Below are 24,953 nucleotides of genomic sequence, written 5' to 3'. Positions count from 1 at the left end.
ATAAGATAGCTCAGTGAACTTCTTTTTTAGGTTAGCGAGCACGCCGTGAGCATTGAAGCACGAGAGTTTTACCGCCAAGGGCCAATGCACCGCCCGGAACGTGCCAGCAGCTTTGCGCTGATCCGTCGCCAGTTCGATTTTCGCTCAATTGAAATAGGCCGCTGGGTGACCACCGCCGAGCGCGACCGCGCCGCCGAGCTTTTCCACGATGCGCTGTGCGATTTAATGCTGATACTGCACGGCAATGAAGCGCTGATTTCGCTACGTGGCTCGTTAGCCCTACAGTACGGCAGCGGTGGTAGACCCGGCGTTTCTGCCCATTACGACCCCAGCCAGCGCAGCTTTTCGCTCGCTAAGAATGCGGGGCCTGGCAGCATTGCCCACGAATGGTTTCACGCCTTCGATCACTACATTGCCCAGAAGTGTTTTGACAATGTGCCGACTAGCACCTTCGCTTCGGCAGCATGGCTAGCGGATGCAGCCCCGATTAACCACCCGCTCAACCAGCGCCTACTCGCCTGCTTCCACGCTATTCTGCTTCACCCCGACGGCCAGCAGCCCAGCGCGCTTTTCACCCACTCCGTCGCCATGGACAAAGCTCACGGCCAGCTCTATTACAGTAAGCCAGAAGAGCTATGCGCCCGAGCCTTTGAAGCCTTCGTGCAAGACGCCAGTATCAAAAACCACTTCCTGGTGAAAGGCACCAAAACCTCTCCCGAAGCAGAACGCGGCCTGTACCCACAAGGCGAACAGCGCGAACGCATCAACGCGCTGTTCAGCGCGTATTTTGCCAGTTTGGGGAAAGCACTCAGCAAAGAGAGCCGTTCATAAAACGCGGGATGTGCGAAACACGCCAATGACGGCTACGCTTCAATGACACTCATTTCTCAAAGGAAGAGAAAAATGCCATCTACCACCACCATTGTCGTTATCGTTGTTGTAATCGTCGCCGTCGCAGGGATAGGCTTCAGCGGCATATTTCCCTTTTAGAGGGAAGTGATACTCAGCTAACTATGGCCACCTCATCGCCAAGTGCGGGGTGATTGAGGAACTGCGGTGGGTGGATTGCTAAAGCATGTAACTGACACGAACGTGCGTTAGATAACTGTGGTATAACGCCATTACTTAGCGATAGTCTTTTAAGCGGCGAAGCGGAGAAAAAGCTGTCCAGAGGAGCCCCGTCAGGACCGGAGCAAACTGGAATGATTTGTTAAGCATTGTCGCGGATGTACTGGAGCAGAGCTTGACACTCATCTCGAACCGTCTCCATGGCTATCAGATTGCCAAGCATGTAGCCATTTTCGTTCTGAACTGACGAGGACATGTCACATTGGACGCCTTGCCCACTACCCTTGAAGAACTCTTCTTTCTTACGCCCCCTGCCTAAAAAATATTCATCTGAGTGTTCACGCATGTCACGAACATCAACCGCATCTTGGGTTGCGATAATAAATGATTCCAGGCTCTCCTTTAATTCTTTTGGAGTGTGATGGACTAGCTGCTTTGCAAAGCGAACACCCATGACAGTAGCCGTGAGAGCGTAGTGTTCTTCAAACATTCGTCGCCGATGAAAATCATCATCAAATGAAAATGGCTTATTAGCGCTATGCAAAAAAGAGCTACACCGATGAACTGCTTCTGCAAGCCAACTATCTAAGAAAAACTGTGTTGTATCCTTCTGTTCGGCATCCATGAGACTTCCCTTTTTGAGTGTTTAAAACTGTCAAAACGCACAGCTTTTTAGTAAAGATGAAGCCAAAACGAAAAAGCTATTACCTATCGCCGTGATTGGCCTTATTAAAAGACCTATTGATTCATATTTTCTTTTCAGCACGATAGGGCTCAACATATAAAGCTAAAGGCCACGTAAATATATAATCTCAGCGCATATATCTACTCCGGATAAAAAGCCGCCCAAACTGCTCACCACTCTTAAGATGACAATAGCGAAGCACACCACACTTGTCACCTTGTATGGGAAAAAACAGGACTAACGCAGCGCAAACTGCATGTGGATAACTTAAAAGACAGGCACGAAAAAGCCCGCTGATTGCTCAGCGGGCTTTTTCTATATTCTTTGGCGGAGAGGGAGTCCGCGCCCCATATAACAAAAACAATAGCTTGCATACCGTTTTTAAATTGTACCAACATCCTACCCAACATAGATATAGTGCTTGGTTGCGCTTAGGTGCAACGCAAAATGCCAATTTGGTCACTTTTAACACTGGCACGCCCCTTATACCAGCGATTAAGCCAGCAATCGCCCTCCCCTGGCAGCCACACGTTAATAACCCCCTGTTTGGCAATAAGGGGCTGTGGTGCTTTGAGCTTAGAGTGAGACGGCTGGCCAACAAGCCGCTGCGGCTTTGGTGCCCGGTCTGTTACCGCTTCGCTTCATGGGGCTTCGCCCCATCCCCCAGGTAGTGAAGTGCGCCAGCCGCCTAATTGCCTGCATTAAACCGTGACAAAATCACAGCAACGCCAGCAGCGCACCGGGCATGGCCAGATTGCGCCGTTTGGTTGTGTTGGGTTGTTGTATCGCGTGCCTATGGCCGGGGTGATTTAGTGGCCACCTTGGCGGATGACGGGCACCTTTTCAGCTTCGCGCCAGCCTGACCAAAGGCCAGTTAAATCAGCATGATAGCGTATTGAATCGGGCATTTATGAGGCGGTGGCCACGGTATGCCGGGCATAGTGCCAGCGGCGGCATGATGGTGTGATAAAGAAACAACAACCAACCCCCAGAAATTTCTCGTACATAGGCAAATTCCGCGACTGATTGCCCCCGTACTGGCGGGGGTGGGTGGGGGAGTACCTTTTAATTTTCTGGCGGGTGCGAGCGCATGAAAAAGCCGCGAAGGGTTAGCCCCTCACGGCTTTGTTTGGCTACCTAGGTGATGATGCCCCTAAGGGTTATGCCTTACTGCCGCGAACCATGCCGCGATAATCCAAGGGTGCAACGCCTGCATCAATGCGGCACTTGTAGCTTACGCCGTCCACGCTCCACCCCTCTTGCTGCTCAAGGTAAGGGGTATCAACGCCATCTAGGTACGCTACCTCTACCGTGTCGCTTCCTAGCTCAGCCGCCACGTACCAGCTATCCGGGGAGTGAGCATCAAGGCGGCTTTCAACTACCAGCTCACCCAGGCTATTGACCGGATTCATGATGCCGCTGTTGGTTTCAGCGCCCGGCACTGAGGTGCTACGCAGCACCTGCATGGCGATAGACTCAAGGGCGGCGGGCACGATCACAAAGCCGGGGGCGATGTTCAGCGTGTTGCCGTGCCTATCCTGCTGCATACGCATTTGCTTACGAGCTTCACCCAGCGCGGCGGGTACAAAGCCCTCAGCGTTGGTAACGATGTTCCCATGGTCATTGTGAAACAGTGGCTTGCCGTCTGTGAAGTTGTTGTTGCTCATCAAGATGGCGTAAACCAAGTCACCAATGGTACGGCTTGCCGCCCGCCCCATGTTGGCCGGGATCGACTGAAAGACACTCATATCATCGTTGATGATAGCTTGCCGGGTGATGCTGAACAGCCCGCCATAAGTAGCCAGCGCGATAGGTGCGGCGCGGTCGTCTGCCGTCACATACTGGTACTCTGCCCCTTCCTTCACCTTAGGCAGTGAGGGGAAGCCACCCAGGCCCGCACGGTGCGCGGTGTGGAAGTTGGAGAGCGTGCCCTTCTTGGCCCAGCGGTTGAAGGTTTCCCCGCTAGTCTCCCAGCCCCTGAGCATGGCCTTCTCACTCACGTTCATTAGCACATGGCCAAAGTCACTAGAGGTGTGGGTGAAGGCAGCGCCCACCATCTGCATCTTGGTACCGAAAGCGCTAACGCTCACGCCCTTCTCAGTAAGGGATGCCCGCGCCATCTCAGCCAAGCTCATGGTGCGGAAGTGGTTACTCTTGTCCTGAGACTTGGCAACGCCTGCACGATCCAGCAGCGCTTCAACCATGCCATCCTTAACGGCGTTGCCATTATCAGCATATGCGCCAGCATCTTGGCGGGGTGGTGCTGTGGGTGTGGTGCCTTGGCCTAAGGCGTTAAGGGCAGCGGCGCGGATTTGTTCAACTGACATAGCGTTAATGTCCTGACTGTTTTTAAGTTGGGCAACGGCGGGCAGGTCTGGCAAGCCTTGCCACATGGCGGCTATCTGTGCCTCCCGGCGCTGGGCGGCTGCCTCGGGGCGGGTAGTGATGTTGGCTAGGTAAGCCATCGCCACCGCAGACATACGGGGCTTATCTTGCTCGCTGGCTTCAACCCGTTGAGCAAACCCAGCCGCCACCGCTTCTTCTGCGTTGTACCAAGTCTCAGCTTCCATAATGGCCGTGATGGCCTCAGCACTTTGCCCGGTACGTTCCGCATAGAGCGTGATCATTTCGCCGGCTGCTTTATCCAGTGTTTCAGCGTTGCGGCGCATTTCGCTAGCGTCGCCCATCGCTACCGTCCACGGGTTGTGAACCATGATGAGACTATGCGAAGCCATTACCACTTCATCAGCGGCCAGCATGACCAGGGTGGCAGAGCTTGCCGCAAGGCCATCCACAAACGCGGTCACGGTGCCAGCATAGGCGCGTAGGTTGTTGAAGATCGCTAGGGCATCGGTGACGTTACCGCCGGGGCTATTGATATGCAGCGTGATAGGTTCGTTGCTACCGCTGGCTAACAGCCGCTTAACGGTGGCAGCGGTCACGCCGTCGATCACGTCATAAATTTGGATATCCACGTTTACCCCTCCCCGCCTTCTTTACCCAACCATGGATGTGGTACCGGGGCGGCTTGGTGGTCACACCATTTGCGGATCGCCAACCGCGCCAGCTCAGCCATGGAATAAGGCGGCGCGGATGGGTGACGCTCTGCGTCAATTTGGCGCTTTAGCTGCGCCAGCATGGATACCGTGTGTTCATCAAGGTGAACGGTTAGGTGCTTGCTTTGAGTCTGTGATGTAGGCATTGCTTCAACTCCAACGGGTTTAATTACTGTATGTACATACAGCATATAATAATTATTAGGATAAATACAGCAAGGCAAGTTGCTGATAATTAAGGGTTGTTTTTTAAATGGCATTCAAGCCAGCGGTTAGCCGCTTGACGGCCTGCGTTGTTCTTAACGTGGGTGCGCTGTTCCTGCATGGCGGCTTGCTCCCATGCAGCGCTATACCCTTCGGCTAGTTGCATGGCGTCGCCGTGTTGTCGGGTGGCCAGCCTCAGGCGAATAAAGCGACGATCCTCAGCCAGCAGGCCGCAACGCTTCTCTATTAGCGCTAGCCATGGCTCGATGCGGGTGGTCACGGTTGCACGCTGTGGGCGTTGCTTGGCTCGGGTGCCGGGCTGGCCTTGGGGCCGGGAAGCGCCAGCGGTGGCTTGCATCTGAGCAATACGGGCAAGTAAGGCATCACCGTTCATGCCAGTACCCCCGGTGGAATATCAGCGGGTGACATATCCCCACGCGCCAGCATGGCTATCAGCAGTTCGCGGCCTTCATCAAGGGAGGCCCGAAAGCGCTCGCGTTCTTCATGCTCAAGGCGCTGTTTAACGGATATAGCGCGGTAAGCTTTCAGCGGTATCACGTTTTCTTGCCTGATACGGTCGTTCCGCTTTTGCCTCTCTCTGTTCATGTATCGGTCATGTTCAATTACAGGCCCGATTGATAGCTGTTCACTGGTATCTAACGGGGCGGCTGAATCGCCACCCGTACAGTTATTGATAAAAATCCGAGGCGCTGCGGCTTCGCCTACGCGCTGAAAATCCACCCCAACCCCAACCCCAACCAAATTCAGAGGCGTGGCCGTTTCCGTGACGCGCTTAAAGTCCACGGCGTCAGCTTCACCTTTGCGCTCAATCGTCCAGCGGTAATACTGGGTAAGGTATTCCGCTTGGCCTACTTGGCTATTCACGACCAAGCCCCAGGTATTAGCCATCGGCTCCCCATAGTGGCCTAGCGTGTCGCTTGTCCACTCCCCGGTAATCCGGTCACAGTTCGCTATATCGGTGGTTTGGCGTACTACGCGCCATGGGCGAATAGGTGCAGCATCGCGGGGCTGCATTGGCCCACCCATTAGGCATAGGTACTTGTAGTAGTCACCAGCAATAGCCACCTTGCGGGCGTCATGCAGAATAGCGGCGGCCTCTGGCTCTGGGCGTGTGGCCGCTTCCCAATCAGCTAAACGTTCCTCGTCGGTGCGGCGCAGTTGCCGCCATACGTCTATGGTGGGCTCGCCAAAGAATTGAAACTGGCGAATACCCCAGCAGCGCGACCATGCCTCAACACGAGGAACACTGGTGGCTAACGGCTCGCCGTATAAGTCGAGGTCATCGCCATCAACGTTCTTCCTTGTGTGCTGCTCACCGTTGACGTTCTTGCACACGTACTTGACCACGTAACCCGTGGCGCTGCCTTTGCTGGGGTCGATCCTGACCGACTTGAAGCGAATGCTTGGGTTGTGGGCGACTTCTTCCGGGCAATGCTCAAGGGCATAGCGGCGCATGATGGCCGTTACTTGCGCTTCATCTTCCGGGCGCATCCATACCAGAATGTGCCAATGGGGCGTGCCATCGTGGTGGGGTTCTACGATACGAAGGCCATACACGCGAAGGCCCGCACGATCCCAAGCGGCGCGGGTTTTCGACCACTGCTTTTGCAAACAGGCCTGACCTTCACGCGGGGTTGCGCCATCATATTTAGGGTTGGGGCTGCCGTTATGGCGCATAGGGTGCTTAGCTGAATGAAGCGTGATCGTCCACATGGCAGACGTTAAGCCCTGCTTTACTCCCCAGTGTTCAAGGCCGCTGATGCGCACCATCAACTCTGTATAACGGTTCTTTGGGTTAGCCAGGCCAAGCTCTGCTAGTTCAGCCAGCGTGTATTCATCGCCGTCTTGGTTAATCGCTACAAGCCCTTCAAGCAAGCGAGCGTTCTTGGTGGCTTGGTCGGTGTGGCGGCGATAGCCTTCATTGCTAATGTAAATGCCCGCCTTCTTATGAGTTCGGCCTAGCAGTCGCTGGCGTTGCTCAAGGCGGCGGTTCGTTAGACGACGAAGCCGACGACGCCACCAGTAAGGGCAAGCAACGCGGGCAAGCATTCCGCTATGGGTAAAGCCCATCGGTGGGTTTACTTGGTGAGCCTTCACCCGGTGCAGAGCCAGCGCCAGCGCTTTCTCTGGGCCAAGCTGCGCGGCGTCTATTTCAACGGCGCGGGCTTGGGCGTTGGCGTGGTCGATCAGCGCCTGTTCATCGTTGCTGCATTTCCACGGCCCGCAATCTAGTTGAGCCTCAGCTAGGGCATTACGGGCTTTGATGATATCGGGCATGGACGCGCCAGCAGCAGCCGCTAACAGCGGGCGCTTTTCTACTACGGGGCTGCACTCGCCACCGCCTTGACGCCTAAACGGGCTACTCACGCGGCCCCCTTGCCACTTACCGGGCGTGGCTTCTCAGCGCCAGCGCCAACCCCAACGGGTTGGCATGGATCGGCAAGGCGTAGGCGCGCCCCGTACCGTGTGCTATTCTCAGGTTTAGCGTGTGCTTTGGTCGGCAGCGCGGAGAAGGCCCAGCCATTGTGCTGGGCTTTTTCATGGGTGCTAGTCAGCATCGCGGCCCCCTTCCTGCTCATCGTCGTCACCTTCTGTACTTTGCTCTAACAGGTCTTGGGCCATATCAGACGCCCGCTTACCCATACAGCGGAACGCCACTGACCAAGCCTCTCCCTGCTGTTCTGTCATGCCTTGCCCCAGGTAATTCACATCCCCCATGATTTCGGCTAGGCGCTCATGGGCTTGGGCAATGTCGCGAATCTCAGCCAGTTGCTTTTCAAACTCTGCGCTTGGGTAGGTCATGACACGGTTCTCCATTCATTGATGCTGAGTATTTCCAGGGACATATCTGCAAGGGGGATCGCGGCGGGAACAGCAAACCATTGCTTGGGGTCGCCACCTCGCTTGCGGGCGGCGGCTTCCAGCTTGCGACGATCGACACGGGATAGGCCCGCTTGCTGGCAAACTTCACGCCATGTCATTAGGCGGCTATCGTCGGCAGGTAAGGCAAAGCGGATGCAGCCAAACAGGTCGCGGTATTCCCAGAATTTGAGGCTTACCAAGGCGTTGTTAGTACGGAAGGGCTTAGTAGCGGTAGGCTCCCAAAAGGACACCGACGAAAACCACACCAAGGGCGTTTCAAAGCAGCCATCCATGTGGGGTAGCAGGTGGCCGCTATTCAGCATTTGGGGGAGTCGCGTTAAGGCTGAGTAGTGGACAACGTGACTCATGCAGCCACCACCCCAGGAAGCAGCGCTTCCAGATCGCGGGCAATGGCTTGAAGCTGCTCAAGCGCGTCATGCGGTGCGCGCTGGCAAGGGGGCAAGTACACGCTGTAGGTCTGAGAAACGGCGGTAGGGTTGTGCAGGTCACTACGACGTCCCACGGTGACATTCAGTTGAAGCAGCATTCCCGAAAAATCGACGCTAACCCAATGGCCACCTTGGCTGTGGGTGCTAACAGGCAGCGCCAGCGCTTGAATATGGGCGATAGCGTCCCGGTAGTCTTGGGGGATTTGGTAGTTGCTCATGCTGCTGCCACCTCACTACGCACGCGGCGCAAGGCCAGTTCAATGGTGGGCTTGGTGATGGGGTCAGTGCGGAAAGGCGCTAGTAGTTCAAGTAAGCGCGTTAGCTGGGGAGTGGTTAATTTCATGACACCGCTCCTACGCTGCGCTTGGCAGCCTCAAGGGCGCGGGCTTCAAGTTGCTGTGCTTTTTCAATGTGGTGGTTGTAACGCTTAAGGCGGGTGCGCGTGCTGGAATCTGCAAACAAAGCGGCCTTGGCCATTTGTCTATGCGCTTCGGCACGGCTGGATAAACTGCGGGTAATTAGATTGGATAGGCGTAATTGTGCCATGGGTGAAGCTCCTATTTGATTGGAGCCGTCCCCAACTGTCGCCAAACAGTATTGGAGGCGGCTGTACGCAGGTTGGCGAACCGGACAAATAGGAACCCGGCAGACCTTGCGGTCTCCCACGCACAGACGCCATTGACGCACAGCAGACATAAAAAAAGCGCCTGCTATGTGATGGGCGCTGTTGCGCCTATTTAGTTCCGAGTCGCCAAACCCGGCTGACGATTTTGCGCCAGCTCCTTTTAGATTAATTGCATAGCGTCGCATTAGCAAGCCTCCTGCTGGGATTTCTCCCAAGCCTCAAGGTCGCTCAGCTTCCAGCGAGTGCAATTAGGGCCAAGTTTAATTGGTTTAGGAAAGTTACCTTCTTTTACCCAGCGGTGAATTGTGGCCTTGTGAACACCGTAACGGTCTGCGCTTTGTTTATCGGTTACAAACTCGCAGCCTTGGCGTGGTGTTGTCTGGGGTTTAGTGGTTGCAGCCATGCTTATAGCCTCGCTTGTGTGTACAAGGAGTAGCATGGGTGCTTTAGCTTGAGGTTTGGCCCTAAACAAAAGGGCTTAATTTAGGGTTACTCTTTTTGGCTTGACCGATGCATAAGCAAAGTTGAGGGATAGGTACTCTCCCTCCATTCTTTCTCAAGTGTCGCCTGACCTACGTTAAACATCTTTTCAGCACGCTCAAACACATTACCGTGCTTAGCTTTACGGCTGAGCTTATTATTTTCTGGGTCTTCTACACACCATTGATAAATCATAAATAGCGCCGCACGAGTTTTATCAAGGTTAGGCTTAACCTCACCTCGCCCTTTATGGATAGCGAGGTCTTTTGATCCAAATTCGCCTAAGTAGCGGTCTATTTTGCGAACATACCTATCTGAGGCACTCGCCAATGTCTCAATGGCCCATCGGCTTAAAGGCACATTCATAGAGTAAGCCCGAGTTACTTCATTTAGTGCCGCGACAATGCGACCTTTTAATCCTTCTTTTTCATTTCTATACTGGCTACTTTGTTGGGCACGATACACCGTATCGTTTAGCAATATGGAACCGCCCAACTGTCGAGAGCCTTCGTTAGCCCTACCGCCTATGACATAGCTATACAACACAACGGCCATTTCTTCGTTACTATCATCATGCCCAACAAGATGGTTTTCTAAACGATCTAAGACAGCTTCTAAGTCGGCCTGAATTTTGTCTAAGCTATCATCCATCGCTGGTCACCTCTCCCCGGATCGGGGCGACATTGCCAGCGCCAGCAGGTGCAGGCGTAGTAACAAAATCAGCCCACTGATTCATAACGCGGGCGCGCTTGGCCAACATATCGCCGCGACGGTAAGCCGCCTCTGCACCGTTTTTGATGGTATGCGCCAGCGCCATTTCAGCTATGTCGTGGGGTGTACTGGTGCGCTCTGCTATCCAATCACGGAAGGTAGAACGGAAACCGTGAACAGTAGCCCGGTGGCTCTCCCCCATGCGTTTCAGCAAGGCAGACATTGCCGCGTCTGAAAGCGGTTTCCCCCGTGGGCTTACAAATACCCGGTCATGCCCTTTTGGCTGCGCTTTTAATAGCTTAATCACCGCAGGGGCTAACGGTACCCGATGCTCTTTACCTGCTTTCATGCGCTCAGCGGGTATTGTCCAGGTGGCGGCTTCGAAGTCGATTTCCTGCCAAGTAGCGCCACGCGCTTCACCAGATCGGCAGCCCGTTAATATGGTGAAGGCTAAACAGGTAGCCGCGTCGCCCGTTCGCTTAGAAAGCGTTTGCCAAAAGGCGGGCATATTGTCGATGGGTAAAGCGCGGTGGTGTTCTACTTTCGCCACCCGGTTGGGTGAGGGTAGGATGTTATCTAGGTTGCCTTTCCAGCGTGCCGGGTTGGCGCCGCTGCGGTGGCCGTTCACCGTGGCCCAATTCAACACCGCTTCAATGCGCTGCCTTACACGGGTAGCGGTTTCCGTTTTTGCTTCCCAGATCGGTTGCAGCACTTGCTTAACGTGCACCAGTTCAATATCTGAAACGGCCATTTTTCCCAGAATAGGGTAGGCATAGGCGGCTAACGTGCTTTCCCACTGTTTGCCGTGTTTGATATTACGCGCTTCGGCTTGTTTGATTTTAATAACAGCGCTAGCGGCATCTTCAAAGGTTAAGCGGGCTAGCTCAGCAGCTTGGCGGGCTTGGCTGGCGGCTTTACGCTCAGTTACCGGGTCAACGCCTGCATCTAGCTTTTCACGCACTAGGCGGGCTTTGTCTCGGGCCATAGCCAACGTAACAGAGGGATAACTGCCAAGCCCCATATCACGACGCACCTTGTAGGGTTTTCCGCTTTTAGCGTACCGCGTTTCCCCGGTGGTGTAGCGCAGTATCCAAGACCGTGCACCAGCAGGCGTAACCCGTAAGTGTAGGCCGTCCACTTCACCCACTGAGTGAAGCCCAGCCGCATTTATTCGCTTCACTTCAAGTGCAGAAAGCACCTTTGATTTTTTCGGCATTGCCTCCCCCAAAACACTGTCCCAACATCCTACCCAACATAGATTATGTGATTGGGTGCGATTCGATGCAAGCGCATAAAATGCCATGCAATCGTAAGATATTGTTTTCTGGGAAGCAGACACAAAAAAGCCCGCTCATGGCGGGCTTTTTCGGGATGTTCTGGCGGAGAGGGAGGGATTCGAACCCTCGAAGCCTTTCGACTTACACACTTTCCAGGCGTGCTCCTTCGACCACTCGGACACCTCTCCACTTTTTCGCTCGGTTGTTAAGGCGTTGCCTTTCCCAACAGAACGGCGCATATTCTATGGTCTAAGACCTAAAATAGCAAGCCTTTTAAAGATTTAAGCAACAGGCAGTACGGCGTAGCGCCCGCTGGCTTCCAGGCAGAGCGTGTCGCCACAGTAGAGCTGCTGAGTGAGCGCAATACTGCCCCTGCCCCGCGCATTAAGCTTTTCCGCTAGCTGCTCAGGGCCTTGGGAGTCGCTGGGAGTGCAAATGATGCGGTAGTCGCTAGTGACTGGCGCAAGAAAGCGCTGGCTGGCTTCGGCTACCACAACATCTTGCGCCCGCCCTTGGGCACGCAGCCATAGCGTTACCCAACACCAGCCCTGCAGCGTGGTTTGCGCCGTTAACGCACCACCGAAGCCTGTACCTTTGTCGTTTAGATTGGGGCTAAGCGCTAGCTCCCACGTCAAGGCCCCGCCCTCTCGGGCGGCGCTTTGGGTCATGCCCTGAATTCCCAGTGCGCCCACCATGGGAATTGCTTCCCCTAGCCACCGCTGAAAGGCGACAAGGTCTTCCTGGGTTTCAGGGAGTGGCAAACGGGGGTAAGGCACTCCTGGTTGACGTGGCTGGCTCATTACCGTTAATCCCAACGCTCTACAAAGTCTTCCACATTGTGCTGAGGTAGCGGTTTATGGCGACCTGCCAGACTACCCAGATAGATAAACGCGACCACTTCGTCATTTTCGTCTAGCGATAGGCCTTTACGCACCACGGGGTCAAAGGCGTACTTACCGCTGCGCCACATGGCACCTAATCCTAGCGCGTGGGCGGCCAGCAAAATACCGTGGGCGGCGCAGCCGGCGGAAATCACCTGCTCCATTTTCGGCACGCCCGGAATATCCGGGGTGACCTTGGCAATCACGGCAATGATCATCGGCGCACGCAGCGGTTTTTTACGTGCGGAATTTAGTGTGTCGTCGCTGGCACTGGGGTCTTCTTGAAACTCTGCTTCTGCAAACAGCTCACCAAGGCGCTCGCGCCCTTCGCCGACAAATTCGATAAACCGCCAGGGGCGCAGCTCTTTATGGTCTGGGGCGCGCAGCGCAGCTTGGTAGATAGCGCTGAGCTGGTCGGTACTGGGCGCAGGCTCGGTGAGTTTCCCCATAGAACTACGTTCGTGAAGCAGCGTGAGTGCGTCCATTATGACTCCCCTTTTATTGATCGTTGAGCGCTAGGTTAGCGCCGTTGTTACTGCCTTGCTAGGCGCAATGGGCTGGGCGGCGTTAATCCTGGAGTTGCTCGCCATGGGCTGATATCAAGCCCGCCGCGGCGAACATAGCGGGCCAGCACCAGTAGCTCTTCAGGCTTAGCCAGTTGCATCAGGTCAGTAAAAATATGCTCGACACAGTGCTCGTGAAAGTCCTGGTGCTGACGATAACCGATTAGGTAGCGTAGCAGCCCTTCACGGTCGATTTTAGGGCCTTTATAGCGAATTAATACGCTACCCCAATCGGGTTGGCCAGTCACAGGGCAGTTAGATTTAAGTAGATGGGAATGCAGTGTCTCTTCAACAATCTCTTCGCTGACTGCCAAATGCGCTGCACTGGGCGTGTAATCGCTGATGTCGATATCCAGGTCATCCAGGCATTCGCCCGGCAAGCGCTGGGGGGCAAGCTCAGCGTCGTCTACCGCTAATAGCTCTACGCTAACGGCAGCACCCGCCGCCGCGGCTAGGTCGCGAACAAGCACACGTTGCACCGCGTCTCGGCTTTCAAAGTGCGTTTGATTTAGGCTATTGAGATAGAGCTTCCAGGATTTGGATTCGATCAGGTTGGGTGAATCCGCAGGCAGGCGAAAACGGGCAACCGCCACGATGGGTTTACCACGGTTATTCAACCAGGAAACTTCAAACGCGTGCCACTCATCTTCCCCCACAAACGGCAGCTTATTGTCTTCAATGCCCAATGGGGCACGGTTAGCAGCACGGGGAATAGGATACAACAGCCCAGCGTCATACTGTTCTGGGTAGGCGGAATCGCGCCCTAAGGGCGCGTGTTCTAAGGTATCGGGGCGATGTGCCATGACGGGTTGCTCTCTTGATTAGTAGCGTGCTTTTTCCTGCTGGGCGTTATCACACGTTTAACTGCGAATACCTTTGCCGCGCTCTAGCATGGTGAGTGCCACCATAAACAGCACAACGATAAAGGCAAAGATAGCGGCCAGCGCCCAGACGACCGGAATGTCAGAAACGCCTAAAAAGCCGTAGCGGAAAACGTTCACCATATACAGTATTGGGTTGAGCATGGAGACGCCCTGCCAGAAATCGGGCAGCATCGAAATCGAGTAAAACACGCCGCCTAAATACGTCAGCGGGGTCAAAATAAACGTCGGCACGATGGAGATATCATCGAATTTATTGGCCAACAGCGCGTTAATAAAACCGCCGATGGAAAACAGCGCCGAGGTCAGCACAACGACCAGCACCGTGAGCAGTGGATGCTCGACAGTTAAACGGGTAAAGAACAGCGACACCAACGTAACAATTAATCCCACCCCCAAGCCACGGGCCATACCACCCAAAATAAAGCCGGATAAGATCACCCAGTTAGGCATGGGAGAGACCATCATCTCTTCAATAGAGCGCTGAAACTTATTGGAAAAGAAGCTAGAGGCCACGTTGGAGTAGCTGTTGGTGATCACCGACATCATAATCAGCCCTGGCACAATGAAGTCCATGTAGCTGAAGCCATCCATATCGCCAATGCGCGAACCAATTAAGTTACCGAAGATGATGAAGTACATCGCCATGGTGATTGATGGCGGCAGCAAGGTTTGCGGCCAAATCCGCGTAAAGCGTTTGATCTCTTTAAGCACTAAGGTCCACAGCGCAATGAGAGTCTGCGTTGCATTCATGCCCGCGCCTCCTGTTGCTTGCGTTGATCAATCGCTTGCTGGCTGCTTTCCACCATGGAAACAAACATCTCCTCTAAGCGGTTGGCGCGGTTGCGCATGGAAACCACGTTTAGTCCCTGTTCGCTTAAGGCACTGAACACATCGTTAAGCTGCTGACCACGATGAATCACTAACGCCAGTTGGGAAGGCTCGATCTGCTGAATTTCAAATCCTTCAATGACGGGCGCTTGCTCAACTGGTGCGGACAAGTCGAGCAGGAAGGTTTCAGTGTTCAGCTCGGTCAGTAGTTCACGTACACTGGTGTTACGCACGATTTCGCCTTGATTGATAATGGCGATATTGCGGCACAGGCTCTCGGCCTCTTCGAGATAGTGTGTCGTGAGAATAATGGTAGTGCCCTCATCGCGGTTAATACGCCGCATGTATTCCCACATACTGCGGCGCAGCTCGATGTCGACACCCGCTGTTGGCTCATCAAGAATCAGTAGCTTTGGGCGATGCATCAGCGCACGGGCAATCATCAAACGACGCTTCATACCGCCAGAAAGCATACGCGCACTGCCGTTGCGTTTGTCCCATAGCCCAAGGTCAGTGAGCAGTTGCTTAGCACGGGGCAACGCCTCTTTACGGGTCATTCCGTAATAACCCGCCTGGGCCAAAATGATATCAATGACCTTTTCAAACTGATTGAAATTGAACTCCTGGGGCACCACGCCAAGCTGGTACTTGGCTTTCGCGAAGTCTTTATCAATATCGATACCAAAAATCGACACCTTACCGGCGGACTTCTGCACCAGCGAGCAGACCACCCCCAGGGTGGTCGACTTACCCGCGCCGTTGGGTCCTAACAAAGCAAAAAAATCACCCTGCTGGACGTCTAAATCAATACCTTTTAACGCTTGAAAGCCGTTGCCATACACTTTTGTGAGGCCACGGATAGACAATGCCGGTTCGGCCATGAATATGTCCTGTCAGCAAATGGGGAGCACAAGAAAAACAAGTTAGACGGGAGGATATCGGGGCATCCGTATGTTTTTTCAAGTCGCTCGAAAGACAGCCACGCAAAAATATCGCCAATTGATGTGCGATACGGTGTTCAAAAAACACAGGAAAACAAACAATAAAGGGGGATAAAAAGAGAGTGTTTGCTTGGAGCGGGAAAAGAGATTCGACCGGGCTGGCGCTCCAGCTCTCGACCCTTGGCACCTATGTAGAACCGTTGTATGGAGCGGGAAAAGAGATTCGAACTCTCGACCCTCGCCTTGGCAAGGCGATGCTCTACCACTGAGCTATTCCCGCGTACAACAAACAGTGCTACGAAAAGTGCGAGATGGCGTCCCATAGGGGGTTCGAACCCCTGTTACCGCCGTGAAAGGGCGGTGTCCTAGACCACTAGACGAATGGGACGTTTTGGAGCGGGAAAAGAGATTCGAACTCTCGACCCTCGCCTTGGCAAGGCGATGCTCTACCACTGAGCTATTCCCGCTTAACCTGCATTACTCGCAAATCGGATTGGCGTCCCATAGGGGGTTCGAACCCCTGTTACCGCCGTGAAAGGGCGGTGTCCTAGACCACTAGACGAATGGGACACTGTAAGCATATGAAATGCTTGGAGCGGGAAAAGAGATTCGAACTCTCGACCCTCGCCTTGGCAAGGCGATGCTCTACCACTGAGCTATTCCCGCAATTCCGATACCTTGACGACCTCTTACTTTATACCACTAACTCTATAAGAGTAAGTGGCGTCCCATAGGGGGTTCGAACCCCTGTTACCGCCGTGAAAGGGCGGTGTCCTAGACCACTAGACGAATGGGACGTTTCATTGCCTCGTCGAGGTGGCGCGTATATTACTCAGCCCTTAATGTGCTGTCAAGCACTCTGAAATCGAAACGTTTTATCCTGCCACGAGCCGCGCCTGCCAAATGGGGTGCTTTGATCCCCCCAGCACTTTATATAAGAGCACCCGCTTATTTCTCATATACTTGCTACACCGTCACGGTAATGTCGCTAGCGTGTAAACGCCACACTGGCGGTTTTCTTACCTTTCACACATGCTGAACCTGAACAGGCTATCTACTGTCACTGTGCGTAGTGATACGCTAGCCTGCTTAGTAAGCCTCTGTTTAACGATAACCAGAGGGAGAGGAGATCCCCATGGCGAAAATAGAAAAATCCCCTGATGAATGGCGCAAGCAACTCACCCCGGAACAGTACCATGTGGCACGTGAGAAAGGCACTGAACGCCCCTTCACCGGAGATTATCAGGTCAGTGATGCCCAAGGTATTTACCACTGTGTGTGCTGCCATGCGCCGCTGTTTGAAAACGAACATAAGTTTGATGCGGGTTGCGGCTGGCCAAGCTTTGATCGCCCACTGGGAACACGCTGCATTGAAGAGCACAGTGATACCTCCCACGGCATGCGGCGCACTGAAGTTGTTTGCTCCCACTGCGATGCCCATCTGGGTCACGTATTTCCTGACGGTCCGCCAGACACGACGGGGTTGCGCTACTGCATCAATTCGGTGTCACTAGAGTTTCATCCTGACGAGTAATCGTCACTAAATCCTCGTTCAACGTCAGAAAGGCGGGCGCCATCTGCTAGAATGGCAGCCCGCTTTTTTTGTGCCCGTTTTTCGTGCTTGTATTTGCTTTGCGCTAATTAGGAGAAACTCATGCTCGGCTGGTTCCCCGGACATATGAACAAGGCCCGCCGCCAGATTAAGGACGCGCTGCCCGAAATTGATGTCGTGATTGAAGTACTTGATGCGCGTCTGCCCTACTCCAGCGCCAACCCGATGCTGGCCGAGCTGACTCGCCATAAGCCGGTATTGAAGATTTTGTCGCGGGCGGATCTTGCCGACCCTGAACGTACTGCTGAGTGGGTAGCTTTTTTCGATGCCCAAGAAGATACCCGCGCCCTGGCAATTACCACTACCAATATTCGCGAGCTTAAAAAAATCCCTAAGCTATGCCACGAGCTGGCAGGCGCGGTACGCGCTGATAGAGATGTCCGCGTGATGGTGATGGGCATTCCCAACGTCGGAAAATCGACGCTGATCAACGGGCTCGCTGGCCGCAAAATTGCTAAAACTGGCAATGAGCCCGCGGTCACCAAGCGCCAGCAAAAGGTGCGTATTGACGGCCGCGTCGCGCTAATCGACACCCCTGGGGTGCTATGGCCAAAAATCGAAGACCAGGCTAGCGCCTATCGCTTGGCTGCTAGCGGTGCAATTCGTGATACTGCGATTGAGTATACCGATGTAGCCATCGTCACCAGTGCCGAGCTTGCCAAGCGCTATCCTGCAGAGTTGACCACCCGCTATAAGTTAAAGGCGCTGCCGACTTATGAAGCGCCCGTAGCACAAGAGGTGGATGCTGATGGCCCACAAAAGCCGGACTTCTTAGCCATTGCCGGTTTTGACGGCCACGCCATTTTGAAAGAAATTGCGAGTAAGCGCGGCGGCTTACGCCCAGGTGGCGAGGTCGACATACACCGCGGTGCCGAAGTACTGCTTCACGAACTACGCGATGGCAAGCTCGGTAGGCTTACATTAGAAACCCCAGGTGATATTCCACCGCCGCCGATACAAAACGACGAAGACAGCCACCTACAATCCGACGCATAATGAGCTGATCATCAGTAACACCCTCGGCCACAGGACATTTTGGATAATAAACCCCATGGACACCCCGCAGCCTACAGAATCACACACACTGAAAAAATCGCACAAACTGCATAACGTCTGTTACGACATTCGCGGCCCAGTGCTCGACCATGCCAAGCGCCTGGAAGAAGAAGGCCAGCGAGTTTTAAAGCTTAACATTGGCAACCCGGCGCCATTTGGCTTTGAGGCACCGGAAGAGATTCTTCAAGACGTGATGCGCAACCTGCCCACTGCCCAGGGCTACTGTGATTCTAAAGGCCTTTACTCGGCGCGTAAGGCAATTATGCAAGAGTGCCAACGTAAACGGATTCCTGGGGTTGGCATTGAAGATATTTACATCGGCAACGGCGTTTCCGAGCTGATCGTGATGTCCATGCAAGCGCTGTTAAACGACGGTGATGAAGTACTGATCCCCGCTCCCGACTACCCGCTATGGACCGCCGCAGCGAATTTATCTGGCGGTCACGGCGTGCACTACTTATGCGATGAACAAGCCGATTGGGCACCGGACATAGCAGACATCCGCGCCAAAGTTACCAGCCGCACCCGGGCTATTGTGATTATCAACCCAAACAACCCTACCGGCGCAGTTTACCCGCCTGAAGTGGTACGGGAAGTACTGGATATTGCCCAAGAGCACAATTTGGTGGTGTTCTCCGATGAGATCTACGACAAAATTCTTTATGACGGCGTAGAGCACACTGCCACGGGTGCATTGGCGGATGATGACCAACTGGTCATTACCATGAATGGGCTATCGAAAAGCTACCGCTGCGCGGGCTTTCGTTCCGGCTGGATGACCATTTCCGGCACGCTAGCCAAACAGCGTGCCAGTGATTTCATTCAGGGCTTAACCATGCTGGCCTCAATGCGCCTGTGCGCTAACGTCCCAGCCCAGCATGCTATCCAGACCGCACTGGGTGGCTACCAGTCAATTAATGATTTGATTCTGCCGGGCGGCCGACTATTGGCTCAGCGAGATATTACGATAGAAAAGCTTAACGCCATTCCAGGGGTCTCTTGCGTGACACCTAAAGGTGCGCTGTATGCCTTTCCCCGCTTAGACCCTAAGGTGTTTAACATTAAGGATGACCAACAGCTGGTGCTGGACTTATTGCTCCAGGAAAAAATCCTGCTGGTGCAAGGCACTGCGTTCAACTGGCCAGAACCGGATCACGTGCGCATTGTTACTCTGCCATGGGCCGATCAGTTGGGTGATGCGCTTGATCGCTTTGCTAATTTCTTGTCTCGTTATCGTCAATAAAAATAGCCATCAATAAAACGGCGACTTGAAACTGACATTAACAGCACGTATCTAAACTGTCATTCCACTAACGCTTTTTAATGACCTTTGAGGGAGAACCTGCACCATGATGCGAATTGTGCTGTTTTTAGCCACTAACTTAGCGGTGTTGCTGGTTGCCAGCTTAACGCTGCGACTGTTTGGGGTGGAAAGTTACCTAAGCAGTCAGGGTATCAACTTTACTAGCCTGCTGATTTTCTGCTTTATCTTCGGCATGGTCGGCTCGCTAATATCGCTGTTTATTTCCAAGTGGATGGCAAAGCGTTCGACTGGCACCGTGATTATCGAAACACCCTCTAATTCAACGGAGCAGTGGCTGCTGGATACGGTGGCTGAACTTTCCCGCGAAGCGGGTATTAAAACGCCAGAAGTGGGCATTTTCCCTGCTCAGCAGTCCAACGCGTTTGCCACCGGCTGGAATAAAAACGATGCATTAGTTGCCGTTTCAGCGGGCCTATTAAACCGTATGCGCCCTGAAGAAGTGCGCGCGGTGCTGGCCCACGAAATCGGCCACGTGGCCAACGGTGATATGGTCACGCTGGCGCTGATTCAAGGCGTCGTGAATACCTTTGTTATGTTCTTTGCTCGGGTCGTGGCTCAGTTAGTCGACAACTTCTTAAGAAGCCGTAGCGACGGCGAAGGTGGCCTTGGTTTTATCGGCTATTTTGCCGTGGTGATCGTGGCAGAAATCGTCTTTGGTCTTGTCGCTTCTGCAATCGTTGCCTGGTTCTCACGCTATCGTGAATACCGTGCTGATGAGGCAGGCGCACGCCTAGCGGGCACCGGCGCGATGGTGAATGCGCTGGCACGTCTGAAAGCGGAAACTGAAATGCCTGACCAGATGCCGGACACCCTGCGCGCGATGGCTATTACTAAAGGCCAAACCCGCTCTTTGCTAGAGCAGCTGTTCGCCAGCCACCCGCCGCTGGACGATCGCATTCGCGCTTTGAAAGAAGCGGCTTACCGTCAGTAAACGCATGTTCGCTAGCTGCATAACACACAAGGCCCGCAAATGCGGGCCTTGTGCTTTCTAAACACCACCTCACAATCAACACACCGTCACCACACAGCTATACGCAGCGCACTTGAAAACCAGCCGCCAGCAATGGTGCTTCCAACACCGTTGCGTCGTTCTCTAACAACACGCGCAGCGTGGCAAACTCTCGACGCAGTGGGTAATTTGACCGGCAGTCATCAAAGCCCTTTTTGACTCCCTGGTGAAACACGTGCCGCTGCAACGCATCGTGGTCGCGGCGCACATCGTAAACCGCGCGCGTGCATAGCCGGAGTGCTTCTTCTATCGGCATCGCTTGCTGCAGCGTTAATGCTGACAGCGCAGGCCGTGGGCAGAGTTCGCTAAACGTAACGCCACTTGGCCGCTCGACATGCTGAGCCAGCGCCTGCTGAATCATCCACGTACCACGCAACTTACCATCAAGGCTATGCCCGGCAATATGTGGTGTCGCCAGCGCTACCAAATCACGCAACCCGGCATCGATCTCCGGCTCATCTTCCCAAACATCGAGAATCGCCGTGATATCGCCTTTACCCGCTAAACGACTACGTAGTGCCAGACCATCAATACAGTCGCCCCGCCCGGCGTTTAGCAACACAGTCCCAGGGGCTAGGTCATTAATACGCTCAGCATTAAGCAGTTGATACGTGGCATGGGGGCCCTCTTTCACCAGCGGAGTATGCAGGCACACTACGTCGCAGTGTTCGATGACGCTATCCAGCGAGCAAAACAGGCCCGCCTCCTCTACTGCTGCGGGCCCTTTTCCAGGATGTTCTTTTTCTGCGCGAGGCGGATCACACACCATGGTTTCCACACCCAATGCTTGCAAACGCTGCTGCAAACGGCTGCCAACGTTGCCAGCCCCCACAATACCCACCCTACGTGCCAGCAACGACCAACCTTGTCGCTCACTCATCAGCAGCAAGCTGCTAAGCACGTAGTCCACCACGGCGTCAGCATTACAGCCAGGCGCACTAGCAAAGCCAATGCCGCGATCACTTAATAACGCGCGATCAATATGGTCAGTGCCAATGGTACAGGTACCCACAAAACGGACAGGGCTTTGTGCCAACAGCGCGTGGTTGACCTGAGTAATCGAGCGCACTATCAGTGCGCCGGCATCAGCCACATCGGCAGGACGGATCTCACGCCCAGGCAAGCGATGCAGCGTGCCAAACGATTCAAAACAGAGGTCTGCGGCGGGGATATTAGCGTCGATAACAAGTTTCATAGGCGTTTTCGTATCCGGGCTTTACAATATGCCCGCAACGGCTTGCTGTGCAGGCATGATCAAGAAGCAGTTAAGGAGATGGGTGTGATCGTACGCTGGGAAACCGACCATGACTATGTGTTGGTGCATATTCACCAGGATATGTTTGGCGACTGGATTTTCAGCCGCGCCTGGGGGCAAATCGGCACCCAGTTTGGCGGGCTAAAGCATCAGTTGGCAGATACCCTGGAGCAAGCACAAATGTGGATGGAAGATGAGGCCACTATCCAGGCCTCGCGAGGGTTTCGCAAGGTACTGGAAGCAGCCGATCATACGCCCGAAGGACAGGAAGCCATGCGGCAGTTGTCGCTACTTGATGCACTTTAGGTGTATCTAACTCCATGTTAGCGACAATGATTCAAACCTTAAAGGCTGTTTTAAGAGCGGTTTCAATGACTGTCTCAAGGACTGTCTCAAGGGCTATCTCAACCCAAGTAGCGCCGTCCATTGCGCTGATGCGCGCCAATTGGCGGCGCATTTTCGGGCGGTGTGGTAAGTGCCGCCAGCGCAGCCTCATCCAACCAGCCGCGCGCTTGTAACCAAGCGCTCAGCTTATCAAGATCAAAGCCTCGATCCAGCTCTTCCCCATTAGCATCCATCAAAACCGGAATACGTACGCCATAACGCTCCGCTAGCGTATCGTCGTCGCTGATTTCAATGTGATGCAGCGATACCTCTTGGTTCGCCAACGTTACCACCAGCGCTTCTAACTGAGCGCACAAGTGGCAGCCTAACGTTGTATAAATCGACAGCTGAATCATATCCGATCTCTTTGTGCCCTTACGCTTTATGGCGTAGCAAAAACACGTGATGCAGGTTGGTTCGGCGTTGAAAATCCGGATCAAACGTACGCGATGTAATATCTTCCACTGCGTAGCGCTCGCTGAGCCCCTCGTCTAACTTGAAGCGCCGCTGATTGTTCGAGAACACCAGGGTACCACCGGGCGCAAGACGCGCCATGGCCAGTTCCACCAGCCGCGGATGGTCACGCTGAACATCAAGGGTATCGCGCATTTTCTTGGAGTTAGAAAATGTCGGCGGGTCCATAAAGATCAGGTCAAACTCGGCGTTCGCGGTTTCAAGCCAACGGAAACAATCATCCCGCACCACACGATGTAGTCTTGGATCCAGCTTGTTCAGCGCAAAGTTGTCTCTCGCCCACTCAAGGTAGGTATTCGACATATCGACGCTGACGCTGTCGCTTGCACCGCCCAAGGCTGCTTGCACGGTTGCCGTGGCAGTGTAGCAAAACAGGTTTAAGAAGCGCTTCCCGCTAGCCATCTCGTTAAGCAGGCGGCGCACTGGCCGATGATCCAAAAACAAGCCGGTATCCAAGTAGTCACGCAGGTTAACCCACAACCGAGCGTCACCTTCCTGCACTTCAAAGCGTTCACCACTGGCATCCCGTTTCTGGTACTGGGCACTGCCAGTTTGCCGCTCACGACGCTTTATATACACCTTGCCTGGGTCGACGCCGAGGGCATCTGGCAGCACTTCCAAGGCATCAAACAAGCGCTTTTGCGCCTGAGCGGGGTTAATTGAGCTGGGTGCGGCGTACTCTTGAACGTGCACTCGGTCACAGTAACGATCGACTGCCAACGCATACTCCGGCATATCAGCATCGTAAACACGATAGCAAGTCTCAGCGCTTTTCTTGAGCCACTTTTTCAGACGTTTTTGGTTTTTCGCCAGTCGGTTGGCAAACATTTGGGCATTTTCCGACACAGCAGGCTTGGCACTGGTACTTGTTTGCTGCGCCTCTCCACCATTTTCTGAGACAGAAGAAACGCTGTCACTGCCTGGCATGCTGGCCGTGTGAGTGGCAATTTCCATCAGCAGCAACTTCGCATCCAGAGCACCGTTCTTCAGCGCATACTGCTTGTGAGCACGTAGCCCAAGGCGATGCCCCAAATCGGGGTTACCGGTAAACAGCGCCAGTGTCCAACTGGGAAACAGCGCTTTCGCCTTTTCTCCCAGCTGGGCATACAAACGCACCAACTCAGGCAATTCGCCTAAGCGCTCGCCATAAGGCGGGTTAGTTATCAATAGCCCACGTTCGGCAGTAATAATCTCTGGCCTGCTTAGCTGACTTAGGCTCTGCCCATGCAAGGTAATTAGCGCAGGAATGCCCGCACGCATGGCGTTAGCTTTCGCTGCTGTCAATGCCGCCGGACTCTGATCAAAGCCCACCAGCGCCGTTTTACAGCGTTTACGGCCTATCGACGCCCGTGCCTCAGCTTCGCGCTTTAACTCTTTCCACAGCGGCTCGTCGTGGCCTGCCCAGCCCTGAAAGCCAAAGCGCTCCCGATTGAGATTGGGCGCTTGATCGGCAGCCATTAGCGCCGCTTCAATCAGCAACGTGCCTGCACCGCATAGCGGATCTAACAGCGGCTCACCGGCTTTTGCTCGTTCAGGCCAGCCAGCACGCACTAGCAATGCGGCTGCCAAGTTCTCTTTCAGCGGTGCATGTCCAACATCACGGCGGTAGCCACGGCGGTGCAAACTTTCGCCTGAAAGATCAATTCCCAGACTTAAGTTAGCACGGTGTAGATGGGCGTAGATGCGCAGATCAGGCGTTTTGGTATCCACATTTGGACGCTCCTGACCTGCTAGCTGCAGCGAATCAACAACGCCATCTTTCACCGTCTGGGCACCAAACCGAGTATGGCGAATGTGGTCGCTGCGACCATGAAAATCTACCGCCAGCGTTTTGCCTGGCGTTAAATGCTGTGTCCAGGGAAGCCGGGCAACCACGTCACGCACTTGCTCAGCGGTATCAATCATCGGCTCCCGAGCCAACAGCAAAATAATGCGGTTAGCTAGCCGTGACCATAGGCATATGCGATAGGCGGTTGCTAGATTGGCGGAAAAATAAACGCCCGCCACGGTCGTTTTACCTGGCTCGGCTCCTAGCGCTGAAAGCTCATCAGCTAAAAGGCCTTCAATGCCTTTGGGGCAGGTAGCAAGGAGGTTTAGAGGGGCAGTTTGGCTCGACTCAGTCATGTTTATCGCCGCGCGTAAGAGCGCGATATTCCTATATATGGCAAATGAGTTTACGTCTTATGACAATTTGATGGTCGACAAGTGACCCCATAATGAGCTAACAATAAGAGTGTAGCTACTGAAAAACGCATGCGTTGTTTGTCAGGGTTTTATTAGCAACTTGCTTTCAAGACCCTAATT

General features: G+C 54.0%; 28 protein-coding genes and 7 tRNA genes. 6 read left to right on the top strand and 29 right to left on the bottom strand.

The window, feature by feature from the left end:
• The first annotated feature begins 45 nt into the window (after positions 1–45).
• Complete coding sequence (locus ACN06F_RS05500) at positions 46–831, top strand: CLCA_X family protein (RefSeq protein WP_433924816.1); 786 nt, start codon at positions 46–48, stop codon at positions 829–831.
• A 379-nt stretch (positions 832–1,210) separates the two neighbouring features.
• Here ACN06F_RS05500 and ACN06F_RS05495 read toward each other — a convergent pair whose 3' ends face one another.
• The 26 genes from ACN06F_RS05495 to ACN06F_RS05370 form a co-directional block, all read right to left on the bottom strand.
• Positions 1,211–1,693: a hypothetical protein gene (locus ACN06F_RS05495; RefSeq protein ID WP_120385484.1), complete on the bottom strand. Its 483-nt coding sequence runs from the start codon at positions 1,691–1,693 to the stop codon at positions 1,211–1,213.
• A 1,220-nt stretch (positions 1,694–2,913) separates the two neighbouring features.
• Positions 2,914–4,728, bottom strand: coding sequence for a ClpP-like prohead protease/major capsid protein fusion protein (locus ACN06F_RS05490; protein WP_433924815.1), 1,815 nt, complete (start codon positions 4,726–4,728; stop codon positions 2,914–2,916).
• Positions 4,729–4,730: 2 nt separating this feature from the next.
• Positions 4,731–4,955, bottom strand: a complete 225-nt coding sequence (locus tag ACN06F_RS05485) for a hypothetical protein (RefSeq protein ID WP_286701831.1) — start codon at positions 4,953–4,955, stop codon at positions 4,731–4,733.
• Positions 4,956–5,044: 89 nt separating this feature from the next.
• Complete coding sequence (locus ACN06F_RS05480) at positions 5,045–5,407, bottom strand: hypothetical protein (RefSeq protein WP_433924814.1); 363 nt, start codon at positions 5,405–5,407, stop codon at positions 5,045–5,047.
• Positions 5,404–7,401: a replication endonuclease gene (locus ACN06F_RS05475; protein ID WP_433924813.1), complete on the bottom strand. Its 1,998-nt coding sequence runs from the start codon at positions 7,399–7,401 to the stop codon at positions 5,404–5,406. The genes ACN06F_RS05480 and ACN06F_RS05475 overlap by 4 nt, the downstream gene beginning before the upstream one ends.
• Complete coding sequence (locus tag ACN06F_RS05470) at positions 7,398–7,592, bottom strand: hypothetical protein (RefSeq protein ID WP_433924812.1); 195 nt, start codon at positions 7,590–7,592, stop codon at positions 7,398–7,400. Before ACN06F_RS05470 ends, ACN06F_RS05475 begins: the two co-directional genes overlap by 4 nt.
• The gene (locus ACN06F_RS05465) at positions 7,582–7,836 is read right to left on the bottom strand and encodes a hypothetical protein (protein ID WP_433924811.1); all 255 of its coding nucleotides are present in this window, start codon (positions 7,834–7,836) and stop codon (positions 7,582–7,584) included. Before ACN06F_RS05465 ends, ACN06F_RS05470 begins: the two co-directional genes overlap by 11 nt.
• Positions 7,833–8,264, bottom strand: a complete 432-nt coding sequence (locus ACN06F_RS05460) for a hypothetical protein (RefSeq protein ID WP_433924810.1) — start codon at positions 8,262–8,264, stop codon at positions 7,833–7,835. The genes ACN06F_RS05465 and ACN06F_RS05460 overlap by 4 nt, the downstream gene beginning before the upstream one ends.
• Complete coding sequence (locus tag ACN06F_RS05455; protein WP_433924809.1) at positions 8,261–8,563, bottom strand: hypothetical protein; 303 nt, start codon at positions 8,561–8,563, stop codon at positions 8,261–8,263. Before ACN06F_RS05455 ends, ACN06F_RS05460 begins: the two co-directional genes overlap by 4 nt.
• On the bottom strand, positions 8,560–8,688 hold the full coding sequence (locus ACN06F_RS05450) for a hypothetical protein (protein WP_433924808.1): 129 nt from the start codon (positions 8,686–8,688) through the stop codon (positions 8,560–8,562). The genes ACN06F_RS05455 and ACN06F_RS05450 overlap by 4 nt, the downstream gene beginning before the upstream one ends.
• Complete coding sequence (locus tag ACN06F_RS05445) at positions 8,685–8,891, bottom strand: hypothetical protein (RefSeq protein ID WP_433924807.1); 207 nt, start codon at positions 8,889–8,891, stop codon at positions 8,685–8,687. Before ACN06F_RS05445 ends, ACN06F_RS05450 begins: the two co-directional genes overlap by 4 nt.
• A 263-nt stretch (positions 8,892–9,154) precedes the next feature.
• A complete protein-coding gene (locus ACN06F_RS05440; RefSeq protein WP_433924806.1) occupies positions 9,155–9,373 on the bottom strand; it encodes a helix-turn-helix transcriptional regulator in 219 nt (72 codons plus the stop codon).
• 86 nt (positions 9,374–9,459) lie between these two features.
• Positions 9,460–10,101 carry a hypothetical protein gene (locus ACN06F_RS05435; RefSeq protein ID WP_433924805.1) on the bottom strand — a complete coding sequence of 214 codons (642 nt, stop codon included), beginning with the start codon at positions 10,099–10,101 and terminating at the stop codon, positions 9,460–9,462.
• Positions 10,094–11,377, bottom strand: coding sequence for a tyrosine-type recombinase/integrase (locus ACN06F_RS05430; protein ID WP_433924804.1), 1,284 nt, complete (start codon positions 11,375–11,377; stop codon positions 10,094–10,096). The genes ACN06F_RS05435 and ACN06F_RS05430 overlap by 8 nt, the downstream gene beginning before the upstream one ends.
• 161 nt (positions 11,378–11,538) lie before the next feature.
• A tRNA-Ser gene (locus ACN06F_RS05425) sits at positions 11,539–11,626 on the bottom strand.
• Positions 11,627–11,719: 93 nt separating this feature from the next.
• Complete coding sequence (locus tag ACN06F_RS05420) at positions 11,720–12,238, bottom strand: YiiD C-terminal domain-containing protein (protein ID WP_038482601.1); 519 nt, start codon at positions 12,236–12,238, stop codon at positions 11,720–11,722.
• A gap of 5 nt (positions 12,239–12,243) precedes the next feature.
• Positions 12,244–12,804 carry a nitroreductase family protein gene (locus ACN06F_RS05415; RefSeq protein ID WP_120385486.1) on the bottom strand — a complete coding sequence of 187 codons (561 nt, stop codon included), beginning with the start codon at positions 12,802–12,804 and terminating at the stop codon, positions 12,244–12,246.
• Between the two features lie 47 nt (positions 12,805–12,851).
• Positions 12,852–13,685 carry an NADPH-dependent 7-cyano-7-deazaguanine reductase QueF gene (gene queF / locus ACN06F_RS05410; protein ID WP_433924803.1) on the bottom strand — a complete coding sequence of 278 codons (834 nt, stop codon included), beginning with the start codon at positions 13,683–13,685 and terminating at the stop codon, positions 12,852–12,854.
• 57 nt (positions 13,686–13,742) lie between these two features.
• Positions 13,743–14,516 carry an ABC transporter permease gene (locus ACN06F_RS05405; RefSeq protein ID WP_038482594.1) on the bottom strand — a complete coding sequence of 258 codons (774 nt, stop codon included), beginning with the start codon at positions 14,514–14,516 and terminating at the stop codon, positions 13,743–13,745.
• Positions 14,513–15,475, bottom strand: coding sequence for an ABC transporter ATP-binding protein (locus ACN06F_RS05400; RefSeq protein WP_198350203.1), 963 nt, complete (start codon positions 15,473–15,475; stop codon positions 14,513–14,515). The genes ACN06F_RS05405 and ACN06F_RS05400 overlap by 4 nt, the downstream gene beginning before the upstream one ends.
• Before the next feature lie 265 nt (positions 15,476–15,740).
• A tRNA-Gly gene (locus tag ACN06F_RS05395) sits at positions 15,741–15,815 on the bottom strand.
• Positions 15,816–15,847: 32 nt separating this feature from the next.
• Positions 15,848–15,923 (bottom strand) — tRNA-Glu (locus ACN06F_RS05390).
• A gap of 4 nt (positions 15,924–15,927) precedes the next feature.
• Positions 15,928–16,002 (bottom strand) — tRNA-Gly (locus ACN06F_RS05385).
• A gap of 27 nt (positions 16,003–16,029) precedes the next feature.
• Positions 16,030–16,105, bottom strand: a tRNA-Glu gene (locus tag ACN06F_RS05380).
• 21 nt (positions 16,106–16,126) lie between these two features.
• Positions 16,127–16,201: transfer RNA gene (locus ACN06F_RS05375), tRNA-Gly, on the bottom strand.
• A gap of 55 nt (positions 16,202–16,256) precedes the next feature.
• Positions 16,257–16,332: transfer RNA gene (locus tag ACN06F_RS05370), tRNA-Glu, on the bottom strand.
• A 338-nt stretch (positions 16,333–16,670) separates the two neighbouring features.
• Here ACN06F_RS05370 and msrB point away from each other — a divergent pair.
• The 4 genes from msrB (at position 16,671) to htpX (ending at position 20,458) form a co-directional block, all read left to right on the top strand.
• The gene (msrB, locus tag ACN06F_RS05365) at positions 16,671–17,069 is read left to right on the top strand and encodes a peptide-methionine (R)-S-oxide reductase MsrB (protein WP_038482587.1); all 399 of its coding nucleotides are present in this window, start codon (positions 16,671–16,673) and stop codon (positions 17,067–17,069) included.
• Positions 17,070–17,189: 120 nt separating this feature from the next.
• Positions 17,190–18,143 (top strand): ribosome biogenesis GTPase YlqF, encoded by a 954-nt coding sequence (gene ylqF, locus ACN06F_RS05360; RefSeq protein WP_095602343.1) that lies wholly within the window; start codon positions 17,190–17,192, stop codon positions 18,141–18,143.
• 55 nt (positions 18,144–18,198) lie between these two features.
• On the top strand, positions 18,199–19,446 hold the full coding sequence (locus tag ACN06F_RS05355; RefSeq protein WP_038482582.1) for a pyridoxal phosphate-dependent aminotransferase: 1,248 nt from the start codon (positions 18,199–18,201) through the stop codon (positions 19,444–19,446).
• Positions 19,447–19,552: 106 nt separating this feature from the next.
• Positions 19,553–20,458, top strand: a complete 906-nt coding sequence (gene htpX / locus ACN06F_RS05350; protein ID WP_038482579.1) for a protease HtpX — start codon at positions 19,553–19,555, stop codon at positions 20,456–20,458.
• Positions 20,459–20,555: 97 nt separating this feature from the next.
• On the opposite strand, the gene pdxB is transcribed toward htpX, so the two are convergent.
• Positions 20,556–21,731, bottom strand: coding sequence for a 4-phosphoerythronate dehydrogenase PdxB (gene pdxB / locus ACN06F_RS05345; RefSeq protein ID WP_433924802.1), 1,176 nt, complete (start codon positions 21,729–21,731; stop codon positions 20,556–20,558).
• An 84-nt stretch (positions 21,732–21,815) separates the two neighbouring features.
• Here pdxB and ACN06F_RS05340 point away from each other — a divergent pair, with 84 nt between their 5' ends.
• Complete coding sequence (locus ACN06F_RS05340) at positions 21,816–22,097, top strand: hypothetical protein (RefSeq protein WP_038486583.1); 282 nt, start codon at positions 21,816–21,818, stop codon at positions 22,095–22,097.
• A 98-nt stretch (positions 22,098–22,195) separates the two neighbouring features.
• Here ACN06F_RS05340 and ACN06F_RS05335 read toward each other — a convergent pair whose 3' ends face one another.
• Positions 22,196–22,531: a glutaredoxin family protein gene (locus ACN06F_RS05335; RefSeq protein WP_095602345.1), complete on the bottom strand. Its 336-nt coding sequence runs from the start codon at positions 22,529–22,531 to the stop codon at positions 22,196–22,198.
• Between the two features lie 19 nt (positions 22,532–22,550).
• Positions 22,551–24,773, bottom strand: a complete 2,223-nt coding sequence (rlmKL, locus tag ACN06F_RS05330; RefSeq protein ID WP_433924801.1) for a bifunctional 23S rRNA (guanine(2069)-N(7))-methyltransferase RlmK/23S rRNA (guanine(2445)-N(2))-methyltransferase RlmL — start codon at positions 24,771–24,773, stop codon at positions 22,551–22,553.
• Positions 24,774–24,953: the final 180 nt, after the last annotated feature.

Origin of the sequence: Vreelandella sp. 21 (genome assembly GCF_050995515.1) — a bacterium.
Classification (GTDB): Bacteria; Pseudomonadota; Gammaproteobacteria; order Pseudomonadales; family Halomonadaceae; genus Vreelandella; species Vreelandella alkaliphila.
Note: the sequence above shows the minus strand (reverse complement) of the source record. Positions and strands in the feature narration are given on the sequence as shown.